At 29.5% G+C, this 14,364-nt stretch carries 13 protein-coding genes; all 13 read right to left on the reverse strand.

Features of this window, described 5'->3' with window-relative positions; genetic code table 11:
* Positions 1-44 precede the first annotated feature (44 nt).
* Positions 45-1,631, reverse strand: a complete 1,587-nt coding sequence (gene nagZ / locus J2Z24_RS15625; protein ID WP_035145492.1) for a beta-N-acetylhexosaminidase — start codon at positions 1,629-1,631, stop codon at positions 45-47.
* 19 nt (positions 1,632-1,650) lie between these two features.
* Positions 1,651-2,799 carry an exo-beta-N-acetylmuramidase NamZ family protein gene (locus tag J2Z24_RS15630; RefSeq protein WP_035145490.1) on the reverse strand — a complete coding sequence of 383 codons (1,149 nt, stop codon included), beginning with the start codon at positions 2,797-2,799 and terminating at the stop codon, positions 1,651-1,653.
* Positions 2,799-3,866 carry a serine hydrolase domain-containing protein gene (locus tag J2Z24_RS15635; RefSeq protein ID WP_035145489.1) on the reverse strand — a complete coding sequence of 356 codons (1,068 nt, stop codon included), beginning with the start codon at positions 3,864-3,866 and terminating at the stop codon, positions 2,799-2,801. The genes J2Z24_RS15630 and J2Z24_RS15635 overlap by 1 nt, the downstream gene beginning before the upstream one ends.
* A 31-nt stretch (positions 3,867-3,897) precedes the next feature.
* Complete coding sequence (locus J2Z24_RS15640; protein WP_035145488.1) at positions 3,898-4,602, reverse strand: PIG-L deacetylase family protein; 705 nt, start codon at positions 4,600-4,602, stop codon at positions 3,898-3,900.
* A 4-nt stretch (positions 4,603-4,606) separates the two neighbouring features.
* Positions 4,607-5,608, reverse strand: a complete 1,002-nt coding sequence (locus tag J2Z24_RS15645; RefSeq protein ID WP_035145487.1) for a GNAT family N-acetyltransferase — start codon at positions 5,606-5,608, stop codon at positions 4,607-4,609.
* A gap of 22 nt (positions 5,609-5,630) precedes the next feature.
* A complete protein-coding gene (locus tag J2Z24_RS15650) occupies positions 5,631-6,293 on the reverse strand; it encodes a hypothetical protein (protein WP_035145485.1) in 663 nt (220 codons plus the stop codon).
* Positions 6,294-6,345: 52 nt separating this feature from the next.
* On the reverse strand, positions 6,346-7,446 hold the full coding sequence (locus tag J2Z24_RS15655; RefSeq protein ID WP_035145484.1) for an ABC transporter ATP-binding protein: 1,101 nt from the start codon (positions 7,444-7,446) through the stop codon (positions 6,346-6,348).
* A 12-nt stretch (positions 7,447-7,458) separates the two neighbouring features.
* Positions 7,459-8,343: a carbohydrate ABC transporter permease gene (locus tag J2Z24_RS15660; protein WP_051593139.1), complete on the reverse strand. Its 885-nt coding sequence runs from the start codon at positions 8,341-8,343 to the stop codon at positions 7,459-7,461.
* 13 nt (positions 8,344-8,356) lie between these two features.
* On the reverse strand, positions 8,357-9,271 hold the full coding sequence (locus tag J2Z24_RS15665) for a carbohydrate ABC transporter permease (RefSeq protein WP_035145478.1): 915 nt from the start codon (positions 9,269-9,271) through the stop codon (positions 8,357-8,359).
* Positions 9,272-9,476: 205 nt separating this feature from the next.
* Positions 9,477-10,871, reverse strand: a complete 1,395-nt coding sequence (locus J2Z24_RS15670) for an ABC transporter substrate-binding protein (protein WP_035145477.1) — start codon at positions 10,869-10,871, stop codon at positions 9,477-9,479.
* 131 nt (positions 10,872-11,002) lie between these two features.
* On the reverse strand, positions 11,003-12,397 hold the full coding sequence (locus J2Z24_RS15675; protein WP_035145475.1) for an ABC transporter substrate-binding protein: 1,395 nt from the start codon (positions 12,395-12,397) through the stop codon (positions 11,003-11,005).
* Between the two features lie 27 nt (positions 12,398-12,424).
* Positions 12,425-13,567, reverse strand: coding sequence for an anhydro-N-acetylmuramic acid kinase AnmK (anmK, locus tag J2Z24_RS15680; protein WP_035145474.1), 1,143 nt, complete (start codon positions 13,565-13,567; stop codon positions 12,425-12,427).
* Positions 13,568-13,580: 13 nt separating this feature from the next.
* A complete protein-coding gene (locus J2Z24_RS15685) occupies positions 13,581-14,234 on the reverse strand; it encodes a BadF/BadG/BcrA/BcrD ATPase family protein (RefSeq protein ID WP_051593138.1) in 654 nt (217 codons plus the stop codon).
* Between the last annotated feature and the right edge of the window lie 130 nt (positions 14,235-14,364).

A 14,364-nucleotide genomic window follows, 5' to 3' on the forward strand; every position in this document is an offset into this window, starting at 1 on the left:
ATATCATACCACCCCATATAATAATTTCAACCCTATAAAGGATACTAGTTATCGGATAAAGCAACAGGACATATACCTTTACTTGTTATCTTTCCCTTTACAATCTTCAATATACTTTTAATTGAAATAGGTGTATATTCATAAGCTAAAATTGCACATGGTATATGTTTTAAATCAACAATATCGTAAGGATCTCTCATAGAAATTACTATAATATATTTGTTTTCTTTATATATTCTATTCACTAATTCTATTTGTTCTTTATTTAAATTTGCATTATATGTGCATATTATTACCTTATCTTTATTTTTGCACTTTTCCGCTAAGTATTCCATATATTCCTTTTTAGGTTTTAAATCCATAACTTCAGTTTCACAATTGAGAAATTCCTCTTTAAAATAATCATTTATATTTTTCTTTTCTATAGAGTTATCTATTCCAGTAAGCACTTCAGCAGCAGTAGAGATTATCATTAATCTCTCTTCTCTCTTTATAGGTAATAAACCATTATCTCTTATAGTAGTAATACTGTTTTCACTTATTCTTCTTGAAAAATTTCTATGTATACTACTATTAATTATCTTTTCCACCTGTTCATAAGAAGAATTCATAAAAAAGTTTATATCCCACTGATTTTTAAATTCAATTATCCTTTTTACCGATTCATCTATCCTTTTTTCATTTATTTCTCCATTCTTAATCTTCTCTTTTATTCTATTTAATGACTTCAACTGTTTTTCCTCAGTATGCGAGATGCATATCATATCAGCACCTGCATTAACAGACATAGCTGCTGCTTCTATAGTTCCGAAATAATTATCTATTGCTTTCATTTCCATGCAATCAGTAATTATTAGTCCTTTAAATTCTAATTCATTCCTTAACAAATCTATAAGAATTTTACTTGATAAGGTAGCCGGAAGTCTTCTCTTTTCATAAGCTGGAAACATTATGTGTGCTGACATGATAGCTTTTATACCATTTCTTATAGCTTCTCTAAATGGATATAATTCTATACTTTCAAGTCTATCCTTATTATGATTTACGCTACTCAAAGCTGAATGAGAATCTATTTCTGTATCTCCATGTCCAGGAAAATGTTTCGCTGTGGCAATAATTCCATTTTCTTGAAGACCTTTTATATATGCTGTTCCTAAATTACTTACTCTTACCGGATCCTCTCCATAGCTTCTAACTCCTATTACTGGATTATTTTTATTATTATTTACATCTAATACTGGAGCTAAATTTAAATTGATTCCTAAAGCCTTTAACTCTTCTCCTAAGTATCTTCCATACAAATATGCATCTTCTTCATTTCCTCCCGCAGATAATGCCATATTTCCCGGGAAAAAAGTTGCTCCATTAGTTATTCTAGTTACCATTCCCCCTTCTTGATCTAAAGCTATGAATAGAGGTATTCCACTTTCTTTTAAAGCTAGATTTTGCAACTCTTTATTCAAATTATAAAACTGTTTTGGACTTTTAAAGTTTCTTTTAAATAATATTATATTCCCTACATTATAATCTCTTATTGCTCTTTTTACATGTTCATTTATTTCAGTGCCATCAAATCCTATAATTAATAATTGTCCTATTTTCTGCTGTAAAGTCATATTTTTAAATTCCATATACATCACCCCAGTTCAACTAATAAACATGATATTTCTCTTTAATCTTCTTAAATTTCATGGCATCCTCCTTCCACATTAAATTTATTTCTTCAAGTGTAATTTTATTCTCCCTAATGTAGCTTCCACCAGTATTGTAATCTATCATTTGCTTGCCATTTTTAATATAAGGAGGAGTAAATTCAAATTTATCTTTACTTACTTCTTTAATCTTATATAACAAACTTATTCCTGTGATTACTGGCTTAAATTTCTTTATATCCGTTACATGAATTTCAACTCCTCTACAAAGAACATCTGTATATTTAGAAAAAGTAGGAGTAAAATATATTGGCCTAAATTTTACCCCTGGTAACATGATTTCATTCATCTCTTCTGCAATCTTATACGGATTTAACCATGGTGCTCCAATAATCTGAAACGGTTTTGTAGTTCCTCTTCCCTCCGAAATGTTTGTTCCTTCAAAAACACATGTTCCATTATATACCAGAGCCGTATCTATTGTTGGCATATTAGGTGACGGCATTATCCATGGAAGTTTAGTATCCTGAAAATACATATGCCTACTCCACCCTTCCATTTTTATCACTTTTAGATTGCATCCTATTCTAAATTCTTCATTAAAAAGAATAGCTAGTTCTCCGATAGTTAGCCCATATCTTTGAGTTATTGGATATAATCCTATAAAAGATTTATAATTTACATCTAAAATATTTCCTTCTACTTCTTCTCCGCCTATAGGATTAGGTCTATCTAATACTGTAAAAACTTTATTGAATTTTTTACAACTTTCCATAGCATATGCCATTGTATATAAATAGGTATAGAACCTTGAACCTACATCTTGAATATCAAATACCAAAATATCTATATTCTTTAGAACTTCATGAGAAGGTCTTTTGTTCTTCCCATAAAGACTATATACATTTAATTCTGTTTTCTCATCTATATAATTATTAACTTTTTCTCCTGCTTGGATATCCCCTCTTATCCCATGTTCTGGTGAATATAAGGCTACTAAATTAGTCTTTTCATTGAACAAATCTATAGTACTATTTAAATTGCTATCTACTCCTGTTTGATTTGTTATAAGACCTATCCTTTTATTCTTAAACAAATCATCTATATATTTATCTATATTATCTATGCCTAGTTTTATACTACTCATTAATTAAAACCTTCCTTACTCAATGAACCTATTACAGCATTGTGAAATACTCTTCTAAACCTAATTATTTTAATATTATTCCTAGATGGATGAATCCTATTTGTCAAAAGTATTATATATATGCCTAAAGCTCTATCAATCCAAATGGATGTGCCTGTAAAGCCTGTATGTCCAAAAGATCCTTCACTAATTAATTCTCCACCTGATGAATTTTCTCCATGACTCTTTATACAAAAACCTAGACCTCTGCTTTCACCTAAATCTTTAGTGTAATTATGAATAACACACTTAATGCTATTTTCACTTAATATTTTTCTATCTTCATTGCTTTGAATTAAGTAACTACTACAATATTTACTTAAATCAAAAACTGTGGAAAACAATCCTGCATGACCAGAAATTCCATCAAAGAATTTAGCATTTTCATCATGAACTATTCCTTTTAAATAAGTTCCTGCTTTTATATCCATTTCTGTAGCAGCTATATTGTTTTTATATTTAGGATTAAAATAAGTATTATCCATATTTAAAGGCTTAAATATATGCTTATAACAATTATACTGAAAACTTTCTCCTAATATTTTATCTATTATTGATCTTAATATTATAAAATTATTATCACTATATATTACCTTTTTCCCAATCTCACATTGTAGCTCTGATTTACTTATAAACTCTAAAGCTCCTTGTAAGTCTTTGCAAAATTTATATAATGGGAAAAAATCTTTAAATCCTGAAGTATGAGTAAGTAAATTAATTATTCTTAGACTTTCATATGCTTTAAATTCAGGTAGATAATAACCTACTTCATCATATATGGAAATTTCACCTGATTCTATCAATAGCATTATTAATGGAGTAGTAGCCACTACTTTAGTCAAAGAAGCTAAATCAAATAAAGTATTTTCATTCATAAGTTCTTTTTGCGGATAAAGTTGTCTATATCCAAAAGCTTTCTTAAATATAATTTTGTCTTTATCTCCTATTAATGTTACAGCTCCCGGAAAAATTTCTTCATCTATAGCTCTATTAACTAACTGTATAACCTTATCAAATAAATTTTTCATAATTCTTTCCTCTTAAATTTTTTGTTAATTACTACCTTATAGGCAAATATTCAAAAACTTGTTTCATTGATAAAGGATCTACTGCAAAAGCTTCCGCTCTATCTTTTCTACATTCAGCACCTCTCACTATACTTAAAGCACTATAATATTCTAAATACTTAAAATAAGGACTTTTACAAACGAATTCATAACTTTTTAATGCTTCTATCCATTTATTATAAGCTGAGGATATATCCATATAAACATAAGGAGTAAAATCATAAGGATCCTCCCAGTTCTCTGCAAAATACAGTCCACTAACAGAATGTTCAGAAGAGTTCCTTTTAAAAGATTTTATAGCAGCATAAAAATACGCATCTTTAACAATTGAATATGTAGTAGAATGATCCTTATGCATACTATTTTTCCAATGAGTTATTATAATATCCGGCTTATACTGTCTAATAATATCACACACATAAAATTTTACCTCATCTGTATCTTGTAGTTCTCCATCTCTATAAGGTAACATTAATACTTCTGCACCTATATTGTTACCAAACTCTTTAGCTTCCATATGTTTCTTCTTAGAATATTCCTCATCACTTAAAACTTCATGGCCTTTTTCCCCTGGAGTCATATGAACCAATGTAACTCTATGTCCTTCTATAGCGTACTTAGTTAAGACTCCTCCACATGTAAGCTCCATATCCCCTGCATGAGCACCTATAGCCATTACATGCACTTTTTTATCCATATATTTATACCTCCTTTTCAAATAAAGCCCAAGTTCTAACTATCTTAAATCCTGCATCACCATACATTTTTCTAGCATTACCATTTATACCTGTAAAAAGAGACATGAATTCAGCCCCTTTTTCTTCAAATCCCTTGCAAAGCTTAAAAAATAATAGCTTTCCTATACCCTTTCCTTCATAATTCGGTTCTACTCCTATTCCACAGAAACTGCCTCTTCCACTCTTCTCTATCTTCAAAGGCCCTGCAAAGCCACAAATTTTATTATTATGAGCTGCTATTAAAAATGGATAAGGTTCTTTTAAAGAAAGATTATCTTTTATGTCTTTTCTCCAATATTCATTTCTTAATCTATCAAAAAAATCTTCTAACCCATAATGTTTATTTTTATTATAATATTCAACAGTAATACTATTCTGCCTAAGTTGAATTTCTCTATTTTTCATGTTTTCATCCAAAAAAAATCTGTTTAAAACTCTATACATAGATACCTCTTTTGTTCTTTCCCTATATCCTATTCTTTTAAAAAATCTATATCCTTCACCATTGGTGTCAACTCCAGGTGCATTTGGATGGTCATGCTTATATGAACCAGGAATATACCAAGAAATATTTATTGGGTTAAAAAAATCTATATTTATTTTTTTCTTTCCTTTAGCCTTTAGATAGTTCTCTAAAGTTTCTACTAACGCTTTCCCAATTCCTATTCCTTTTTTATCTTTTCTTACAATTACCATAGTTATATATCCTGGTATATCTTGAAATCTTTCTCCTGGTAATAATTCTTGCCTATATATGCCATTAGCAAAGCCAACAATTTCACTATTACTTATACATAAGTAAGTCCCTTCATATTGAAAATACGGATTATTTATAAATGTTTTTCTAAAGTCTTCTTCTTTAATAGGTTTATATAAAAAATTATCATTACAGCTGTTATTCCACAATTGGACAACTTCGTATATATCTTCATTTGTAAATTCCCTTATAAAAAAATCATCATTCATAATCTTCACTCCTATTTATAATCTAACTAAGCACTTCTTTGCTTTTTGTCTTATACTTTAATAATAAATTATCATAAATATTTATAAGAAATATAGAAACTACGCCAGGAAACAGCATTGGTACACTTACTACTGTTAAAATTAGTAATATACTTAAATCTATAATTTGAATTAATGTTCCAATAGTATAAATAGGATTATCCAAAAATAGTTTTATAGATTTATTTATACATTGACCTAAGCTTAAATTTTCTCTTATAAGTATTGATATTGTGTACATTTGTGACATACATATCATTACAAAAAAATAACTCTGAAACATTGCTATAGTAAAAGATAGTATAGTTTTCGTTTTTATATAATACCACCAAGAGGAAACAAGTATTGTGAAAAATAATACCATTAATACTCCATATAAAAATCCTTTTATATAATATTTCTTCAATCCTATAAAAAATAATTTATAATTAAAAACCTTTCTATCCATTCTTTTAGTTAATGCATAAAATCCGGCAACAAAACAAGGCATAGCTAATAAAATCAAATAGATTATTCCTATAGGTATTATCATAAAAAAAGCTGGCAATATTGGTATAGATACCATTAAACTTATTACCAATATTTCTACAATATTTTCATAGATATCATGGGCACTTTTTTTTAATGTTCCGCTTAAGCTATTCATAATTCCATCCCATCCTCATATATAAATAAATCTTAATAATACAATTGTTTTTCTATATAGACATCTCTGTGTCTTTATCAAAGACATGAACTTTGTCCATATCAAAGACAATCTTTGCCTTATCTTTATAAGCTATTTTGCTTTCTGGTGAAACTCTAGCAGTAATTGTATTACCCCACTTATCAAAATACACTAAATTTTCCGCTCCTAGTTTCTCTACTGCTTTTATATTTGCTATTATTTCAGCTTTATTTTTTACTGTCTGTGAAAACTTTTCATCATGCATATCTTCAGGCCTTATTCCAATAATCACTTCTTTATCATCATATTTAGGAATTATTCTTTTTAATCTTTCCGGTATAAATAATGTTATGTCTTCTGCAATAAATCTATCCTTATCTACTTTACATTTAATAAAATTCATAGATGGTGCTCCAATAAATCCTGCAACAAACATATTTATTGGTTTATTATATAATTCATCTGGCGATGCAATTTGTTGAATAATTCCCTTATTCATTACCACTATTCTTTGTCCTAAAGTCATAGCCTCTACTTGATCATGAGTTACATAAACTATAGTAGTACCTAATTTTTTATGAAGCTCGGCTATTTCTATCCTCATTTGAACCCTAAGTTTTGCATCTAAATTAGATAAAGGTTCATCAAATAAAAATACCTTAGGATTTCTAACAATAGCTCTTCCAACTGCTACCCTTTGTCTTTGTCCTCCAGATAACTCTTTTGGTTTTCTATCCAATAAATCTTCTATACTTAATATTTCAGAAGCTCTTTTAACTTTTTTATCTATTTCATTCTTTGGTACTTTTAAATTTTTAAGACCAAAAGATAAGTTTTCATATATAGTCATATGAGGATATAAAGCATAGTCCTGAAAAACCATAGCTATATCTCTTTCTTTAGGATGAAGGTTATTTACTAAAGTATCTCCTATATATATATTCCCCATAGTTTGCTTTTCAAGCCCTGCTATCATCCTCAAAGAAGTTGTTTTCCCGCATCCTGATGGACCTACAAATACCATAAATTCTCTATCTTCTATAATAAAATTGGCATTATCTACAGCTTTAACTTTTCCCCTTTTTTCATCCATAAATTCCTTAGTTACATATTCAAAAATTATTTTAGCCATTGTCCTTCCTCCTTATCCTTTAATGGCACCTATGGTTATACCCTGTAAAAAATACTTTTGTAACGAGAAGAATAATATAAACATTGGTATGGATGCAATAACTGAACCTGCCATCAATGGACCATATAATGTTGAATCTACAAATTTAAAAGAAGCAAGTCCAACTTGTATTGTTCTCATAGTACTTGACTCTGTTACAAGTAATGGCCAGAAAAAATCATTCCAATGGGCCACAAAACTAAATATACCCATAACAGCTAATCCAGGCTTTGCTAGTGGCAATATAACCTTTCCATAAATACCAAATTCACTACAAGCATCTATCCTAGCCGCATCTATTAATGTGGATGGTATTGACGTCATATATTGCTTCATTAAAAAAATATTATATATAGACACAAGTGAAGGTATTATAAGAGCAAAGTATGAGTCTGTCATATTGAAAATATTTTTTACTAATATATAAAGAGGTATTAATGTTACCTGTCCAGGTATCATAATAGCGCACATTAGCATCCAAAATATAGAATTTTTCCCAGGAAACTTAAGCTTAGAAAAAGCATATCCTGCCATAGAAGCAAAAAACACATTACATAATGTAATTATAGAAGCTACTAAAAGTGAGTTTAAAAGCCATCTTAATACATTCTTATTAAAAGTAAAAAAGTATTTATATGAACCCAACGTAAATTCAGTTGGAATTAAAGTAAATTGTAAATTTGCTGAAGAATTTGGATTTGTAAATGAGGTTATTATCATAAAATATAAAGGCAAAATAGTAAATATACACCATAATATTAAAATAGCATATGTTATAACTCTTTTTACTTTAGCAGATTTACTTTTCTTTTCGACAAATATAGGTATTTTTTTATTTTCTAATTTAGCTTCAGCCATATTTCCACCTCCATTAATATTCAACATCGGAGCCCAAGTATTTAAATTGTAATACAGATATTATTACAATAATTATCGCCAGAACAAAAGATTCTGCTGCTGCCACACCAAATTCAAAATATGAAAAAGCGTGGTCGTATATCAAGAGAGCAATTGTAGTAGTAGCATGATCTGGTCCTCCACCTGTCATAAGATATGCATTCATAAATACTTGAAATGATCCTATTATTCCAGTCACAAACATATATAATGTAGTTGGTTTCAATAATGGCCATGTTATATTTTTAAATTTTGACCAAGTACTTGCCGCATCTATATCTGCCGCTTCATATATGGTTTTTGGTATTCCTCCTAAAGAAGCTAAATAAAGTATTATACCTGCTCCATGCCCTCCCAAATAAGTCATAAACATTAAAGAAAATAGTGCTGTACTCTTTTGCCCTAACCAATTCACATTAGTAAATCCAAACCAACTTATTAGCCTATTTATTAACCCTTCTGGCATAGGATCATACATACATAACCAAACTAAAGACATAGTAACCCCTGATGTTACTGCTGGTAAATAAAATGCAGCCTTAAAGAATGTTTGTGATTTTTTATTTAGTTGAAATATAAGTACAGCTAAAGCTAAAGATATAAGTACATTAATAGGAACCGTTCCTAATGTGTATATTAATGTATTTATTAATGATTTTTTAAATAAGGAACTTCTAAAAACTTGCTTATAATTATTAAGCCCTACCCAGGTTGAGTGAGAAACATTATATTCTTGAAAGCTCATTATAAAAGCTCTTATTAATGGATATAATGTAAAACATGTAAACAGTATCACTGGAAGTGCTATAAATATATAACACCAGCCATAATCAGATAAAAATCTTCTAAAGCTTTTTGGATTCTTGGTTAATTTTGTTGTATTCTCCATATACAAAACTCCCTTTAATTTTTAATATGAGGCTGTCACACTAAGAATAAATCCTACAATATATCGTGTTAACTTTAAACTTGTAAAACAGTATATTGTATATAAATTCCTTAATGTGACAGCCCCATTTCACTTAAAGTTTTATGCTGTCCATAGTAGCTCATAGACCTCTAAACAATTACTCTAAGCTTAAGCTAATAATAACTCACTTCTCTCCAAACAATTCTTTAGCTTTATCTTTTACAGCCTTATACATATCTTCAGAAGTAATATCTCCGCCAAGAAGAGCTGAATATTTAGGTATTATAACTTCGTCTTTTATTTTAGTTGCCTTTTTAGCTATTTGTGGGTCAGCTTGAACTGGAGATGGCACATTTTTAAACAAAGTATCTACAACTAGTTTATTTTCAGGTTTCATTGTATATTTATCTTTCCACATAGCATCTCCTGATTTAGTAACCTGTGGAAGACATAAAATTTCAGCTGACTCTCCAGCCTTGCCTGATGTTAATGCTACTAAAACCTCAGCAGTATTTTTTAAATGTTCTTTCTGAGATACATTCCCCTTATAATTTTTTTGTTTATACATTGTATACCCATCTACTCCACCAGGAGATATTGATTTTTGCCCTTTATTATGCGGTTCTGGTAGCAATACAAAATCCACTTCCTTTTGTCCCTTAGGTGCTTTTCCTTCTCTGACTTTAGTATTATTATCTCCAATTGTAATTTCATAATATGGCATTGCTTTTCCTATTATCATAGCTTGATGAGAGTACAAATACTCCATTCTTTTTTGAGGAGTTATTTGGTTTGACTCTTTTGGCATTATTCCTTCATCTATTAAACTTCTTATAAACTTTAATGTTTGTAAAAACTTTTCATCTGAATATGTGTATTTGTTCTCTTCATTCACAGCATCCACTAATCCATTATTAGCAAGCATATGTTCTAATAACTCTGAGGACATAGATGCTCCACCTGCTCCATGAAATACAAAGCCATATTGTTGCTTCCCTTCTGCATTTTTCTTTGTTCCCTTTTTGGCTAATGCTTTAAACTCATCCCAAGTCCATCCTTCCTTTTGAATCTTATTCCAATTAATTCCTGATTCTTCTAATAATTTCTTATTTCCTCCTATAGTATGAAGTTTCATATACAATGGTAATCCGTACAATTTATTATTCACTTTCATATATGAAAGAGCATTAGAATAATAATCTTTTAGAATATCTTTATCTATATAATCTTCCACATTAACAGCTAATCCTGTTTGCACATACTTTGCTGAAGGAATTACAAACATTAAATCTGGTGGTGAACCTGCATTTATTGCGGTATCAAACTTCTTTATTCCTTCTTGCCATGATAATTCCTCTGCTTCAATTTTTATATTTTTATTTTTATTTTCAAAGTCATCCTTTATCTTTTTGAAATTCTCTTTGTAATCCTTTTCTACTGGAAAAGTCCATACTTTTACTATATCTTTTTTATCTTCACTTTCTGTACTAGTATTTTTTGTTTCTCCACATGCAGTAAATATTAATGAGATTATACTAATAATCATGGTTACTACAAATATCTTTTTTATTCTTCTCATTTAAATCCCCCTTACCTACCCCATTAAATAAATATTTAAGCCATTTTTACATAAATAACCCATTAAACAACATAACGCATGAAATTTATTAAATTTTATATATATTATTTATATTCTGAAAATATCACAAGCTATTTGTCAAACTCTTCTTTAGCTTTAATCTTTATTGCCTCATACATCTGTTCCGCTGTTACATCTCCACCTAGCAATCCTGAATATTTTGGTACCATGACTTCATCCTTAATTTTAGCTGCTTTCTTAGATGCTTTTAAATCACATTGCACTGGCGGTACAAAATTTTTAAATAAACTGTCTACTACTACTTTATTCTCAGGTTTCATAGTATATTTATTATTCCACATAGTCTCTCCATATTTAGTTACCTGTGGAACACATAACACTACTGCTGATGATCCAGCTTTTCCTGATGTTAATACTACAAGTAATTTTGCTACATTCTTTAAATGTTCTTCTTGTGATATATCTCCCTTATAATTTTTTTGTTTAAACATTGAATATCCATCTACTCCTCCTGCTGTAACTGGTTTTTGTCCTTTTGCATGAGGCTCTGGTAATAATATAAATTCTACTTCTTTTTGCCCTGCTGGTGCTTTTCCCTGTTTTACTTTTTCATTATTATCTCCAACAAATATTTCGTAGTAGGCCATAGACTTACCAACCATCATAGCTTGTTCTGAATATAAATAATCCATTCTTTTTGCTGGAGTTATCTGATTTGACTCTTTTGGCATTATTCCTTCATCTATCAAACTTCTTATAAACTTTAATGTTTCAAAAAATTTAGGATCTGTATAAGTATAATTATTTTTTTCATCTACTGGATAGGGTAATCCATTATTCATAAGCATATGCTCAAGCAGTTCTGATGACATAGAAGCCCCTCCTGCTCCATGGAAAACAAAGCCATATTGTTGTTTCCCATCAGCATTTTTCTTTGTCCCTTTTTTAGCTAATTGCTTAAACTCATCCCATGTCCATCCTTCCTTTTGAATCTTCTTCCAATCAATTCCTGATTCTTCTAATAACTTTTTATTTCCTCCAATAGTATGTGGCTCCATGTATAACGGAAGTCCATAAAGTTTTCCTTCTACTCTCATATAATCTAATATATTAGAATAGTAATCTGTTAAGGTATCCTTATGAATATATTTTTCAATGTCAACCGCTAGTCCAGTTTGTACATACTTTGCTGATGGTGATACAAACATTATATCTGGTGGTGTTCCTGCATTTATTGCAGTATCAAATTTTTTCATACCTTCTGACCAAGAAAGTTCTTCTACTTCTATTACAACATCCTTATTTTTGCTTTCAAAATCAGACTTCAATTCTTTAAAAGTTTCTTGATATCTTTTTTCTATTGGAAAAGTCCACACTTTCACTACATCTTTTTTTCCATCTTTACCCTCAGAAGTAGAAGTCATTTTTTCACCACAACCTGCTAATACAGAAATAATCATAACTGTTGTTATAGTTATTGCACAAATTTTCTTTAAATTAAACATACAACCCCTCCTACTTTTATTAAAAACTTACTTAACTAGAGTTATGTTCCCCAATATAACTCTTTCTTTAGCTCCCGTAGCTTTTGTAATGTTTCCATAATTATTATTTATTGTTTCATTAGCTAATATAGCAAAAGCTATGGCTTCTTTTGCATCTGATGAATATCCTAAATCCTCTTGTATCATTATTTTATAATCTGGTAAAAGCCTTTTTAACATACCTACTAGTGTATTATTATAGCTTCCTCCCCCTCCAATTATTATTTCTTCTATTTTTACATTAGGAAATATAAACTTTTTATAGCCTTCACTTATTGAATTCGCTGTAAAAGCTGTAATAGTACATATAAAATTCTCATCACTTATATGTGACCATTTCTTTATAAGATTATACGTAAACTCTTCTCCAAACATTTCTCTACCTGTAGTTTTAGGAGGTAACTTCTTTACATAATCCATATTCATAAGTTCTTTTAATAAATCAACATTTATCTTGCCTTTAAATGCTATGTCTCCATTTCTATCATAAGGCATACCTTTCAATTGTTTAACAGCTTCATCTATAATCATAGTTCCAGGTCCTGTATCAAAAGCATACACATCTTCTATTGTACAATTTCCCGGAATAACAGTAACATTCCCTATACCTCCTATATTCTGAAGCAATCTACTTTTGCTATTTCTATAAATTAAATATTCTGTATAAGGTACCAATGGAGCTCCTTGCCCACCTGCTGCCATATCCATGGTTCTAAAATTAGAAACTACTTTAGTCTTAGTCTGATATGCTATTACAGCGGGTTCCCCTATTTGCAAAGTTGACCTAATATACTTTTCATTATCATTAGCTAAATGGTATATAGTCTGACCATGGCATCCTATTAAATCTACTTTTTCTATAGGAAAATCAATTTCCTTGCATAATTTTTTTATAGCATCTGCAAAAATATACCCTAATTTAAAATTCAAACTACATATGTCCCTAACATTAGATTTGTTAATATCACAACAATTCATTATTTCTTTTTTTACATCCTTAGGCATATCCTCTTTTATGTATTTTATAAGCCGAACCTTAGAATTTTGTCCATATCCATCTATCTTAACTAATGCTACATCTATTCCATCTAAAGACGTACCTGACATAACTCCTACCACATATTTGCTCATAAAATCACCTTTCTTATATGACCTTATTGTTTAATTCTTTAATCGCAAGATAATAGGCTCCCTTTGCAGAAGATACCTCATCCTCAATTATTATAAAGTCATCTATATATGTTTTCGCACATTCTTTAAATAGCTTATTCATTAATTGTGATTTCACAAGAATGCTTCCTTTGATTCCTATTTTTACATTATTTTTTATACATAACTTTTTGTATACGTTGTAAGTTATAGAGGCTAAGGCTTGTGCTGAATTGTTCACTATTTGGAAAGCTATTTTGTTATCATTATTTGCTTCCTCTATTACTATAGGAGCTACTGCAGCTATATCCCCTTTTGAACTGGAATATATAAAATCCTTAATTTCTTCATTATTCCATATGTTTAATTTTTTTAAAATATGTCTACTAAGCTCACTTTCTTTAATTCCTAATTCTCTTTCTTTAACTATTCTTTTAAAAGCCTCTATAGCAATATAATATCCACTGTCTTCATCCCCTAAAATATGTCCCCACCCTCCAGATCTTGCAACATTATTATTATATATTCCATAACTTATAGAGCCAGTTCCTGATATTGTTAATATTCCATCTTCTCCTTTTAGTATTGAAGCTAAAGCTATATCTGCATCGTTTACAGCTTTTACTATAGTGCTAAATTTATTCTTCAATGTATTTGTTTATTACTTCCCGATTCTACTCCTGCAAGTCCTAAATATATATATACATAATTGTTCCCTATAGCTTTTATACATTCGTCTATAGCACTTATTATGTTACATAATGCTTTTTCTTTATTTA

Source organism: Clostridium tetanomorphum, assembly GCF_017873215.1.
Taxonomy (GTDB): Bacteria; Bacillota; Clostridia; order Clostridiales; family Clostridiaceae; genus Clostridium_AO; species Clostridium_AO tetanomorphum.

What these genes read in the sequence shown, in the direction of transcription:
- nagZ (WP_035145492.1), bottom strand. Translation starts at nt 1,631, where the DNA reads ATGGAATTTAAAAATATGACTTTACAGCAGAAAATAGGACAATTATTA.
- J2Z24_RS15630 (WP_035145490.1), bottom strand. Translation starts at nt 2,799, where the DNA reads ATGAGTAGTATAAAACTAGGCATAGATAATATAGATAAATATATAGAT.
- J2Z24_RS15635 (WP_035145489.1), bottom strand. Translation starts at nt 3,866, where the DNA reads ATGAAAAATTTATTTGATAAGGTTATACAGTTAGTTAATAGAGCTATA.
- J2Z24_RS15640 (WP_035145488.1), bottom strand. Translation starts at nt 4,602, where the DNA reads ATGGATAAAAAAGTGCATGTAATGGCTATAGGTGCTCATGCAGGGGAT.
- J2Z24_RS15645 (WP_035145487.1), bottom strand. Translation starts at nt 5,608, where the DNA reads ATGAATGATGATTTTTTTATAAGGGAATTTACAAATGAAGATATATAC.
- J2Z24_RS15650 (WP_035145485.1), bottom strand. Translation starts at nt 6,293, where the DNA reads ATGAATAGCTTAAGCGGAACATTAAAAAAAAGTGCCCATGATATCTAT.
- J2Z24_RS15655 (WP_035145484.1), bottom strand. Translation starts at nt 7,446, where the DNA reads ATGGCTAAAATAATTTTTGAATATGTAACTAAGGAATTTATGGATGAA.
- J2Z24_RS15660 (WP_051593139.1), bottom strand. Translation starts at nt 8,343, where the DNA reads ATGGCTGAAGCTAAATTAGAAAATAAAAAAATACCTATATTTGTCGAA.
- J2Z24_RS15665 (WP_035145478.1), bottom strand. Translation starts at nt 9,271, where the DNA reads ATGGAGAATACAACAAAATTAACCAAGAATCCAAAAAGCTTTAGAAGA.
- J2Z24_RS15670 (WP_035145477.1), bottom strand. Translation starts at nt 10,871, where the DNA reads ATGAGAAGAATAAAAAAGATATTTGTAGTAACCATGATTATTAGTATA.
- J2Z24_RS15675 (WP_035145475.1), bottom strand. Translation starts at nt 12,397, where the DNA reads ATGTTTAATTTAAAGAAAATTTGTGCAATAACTATAACAACAGTTATG.
- anmK (WP_035145474.1), bottom strand. Translation starts at nt 13,567, where the DNA reads ATGAGCAAATATGTGGTAGGAGTTATGTCAGGTACGTCTTTAGATGGA.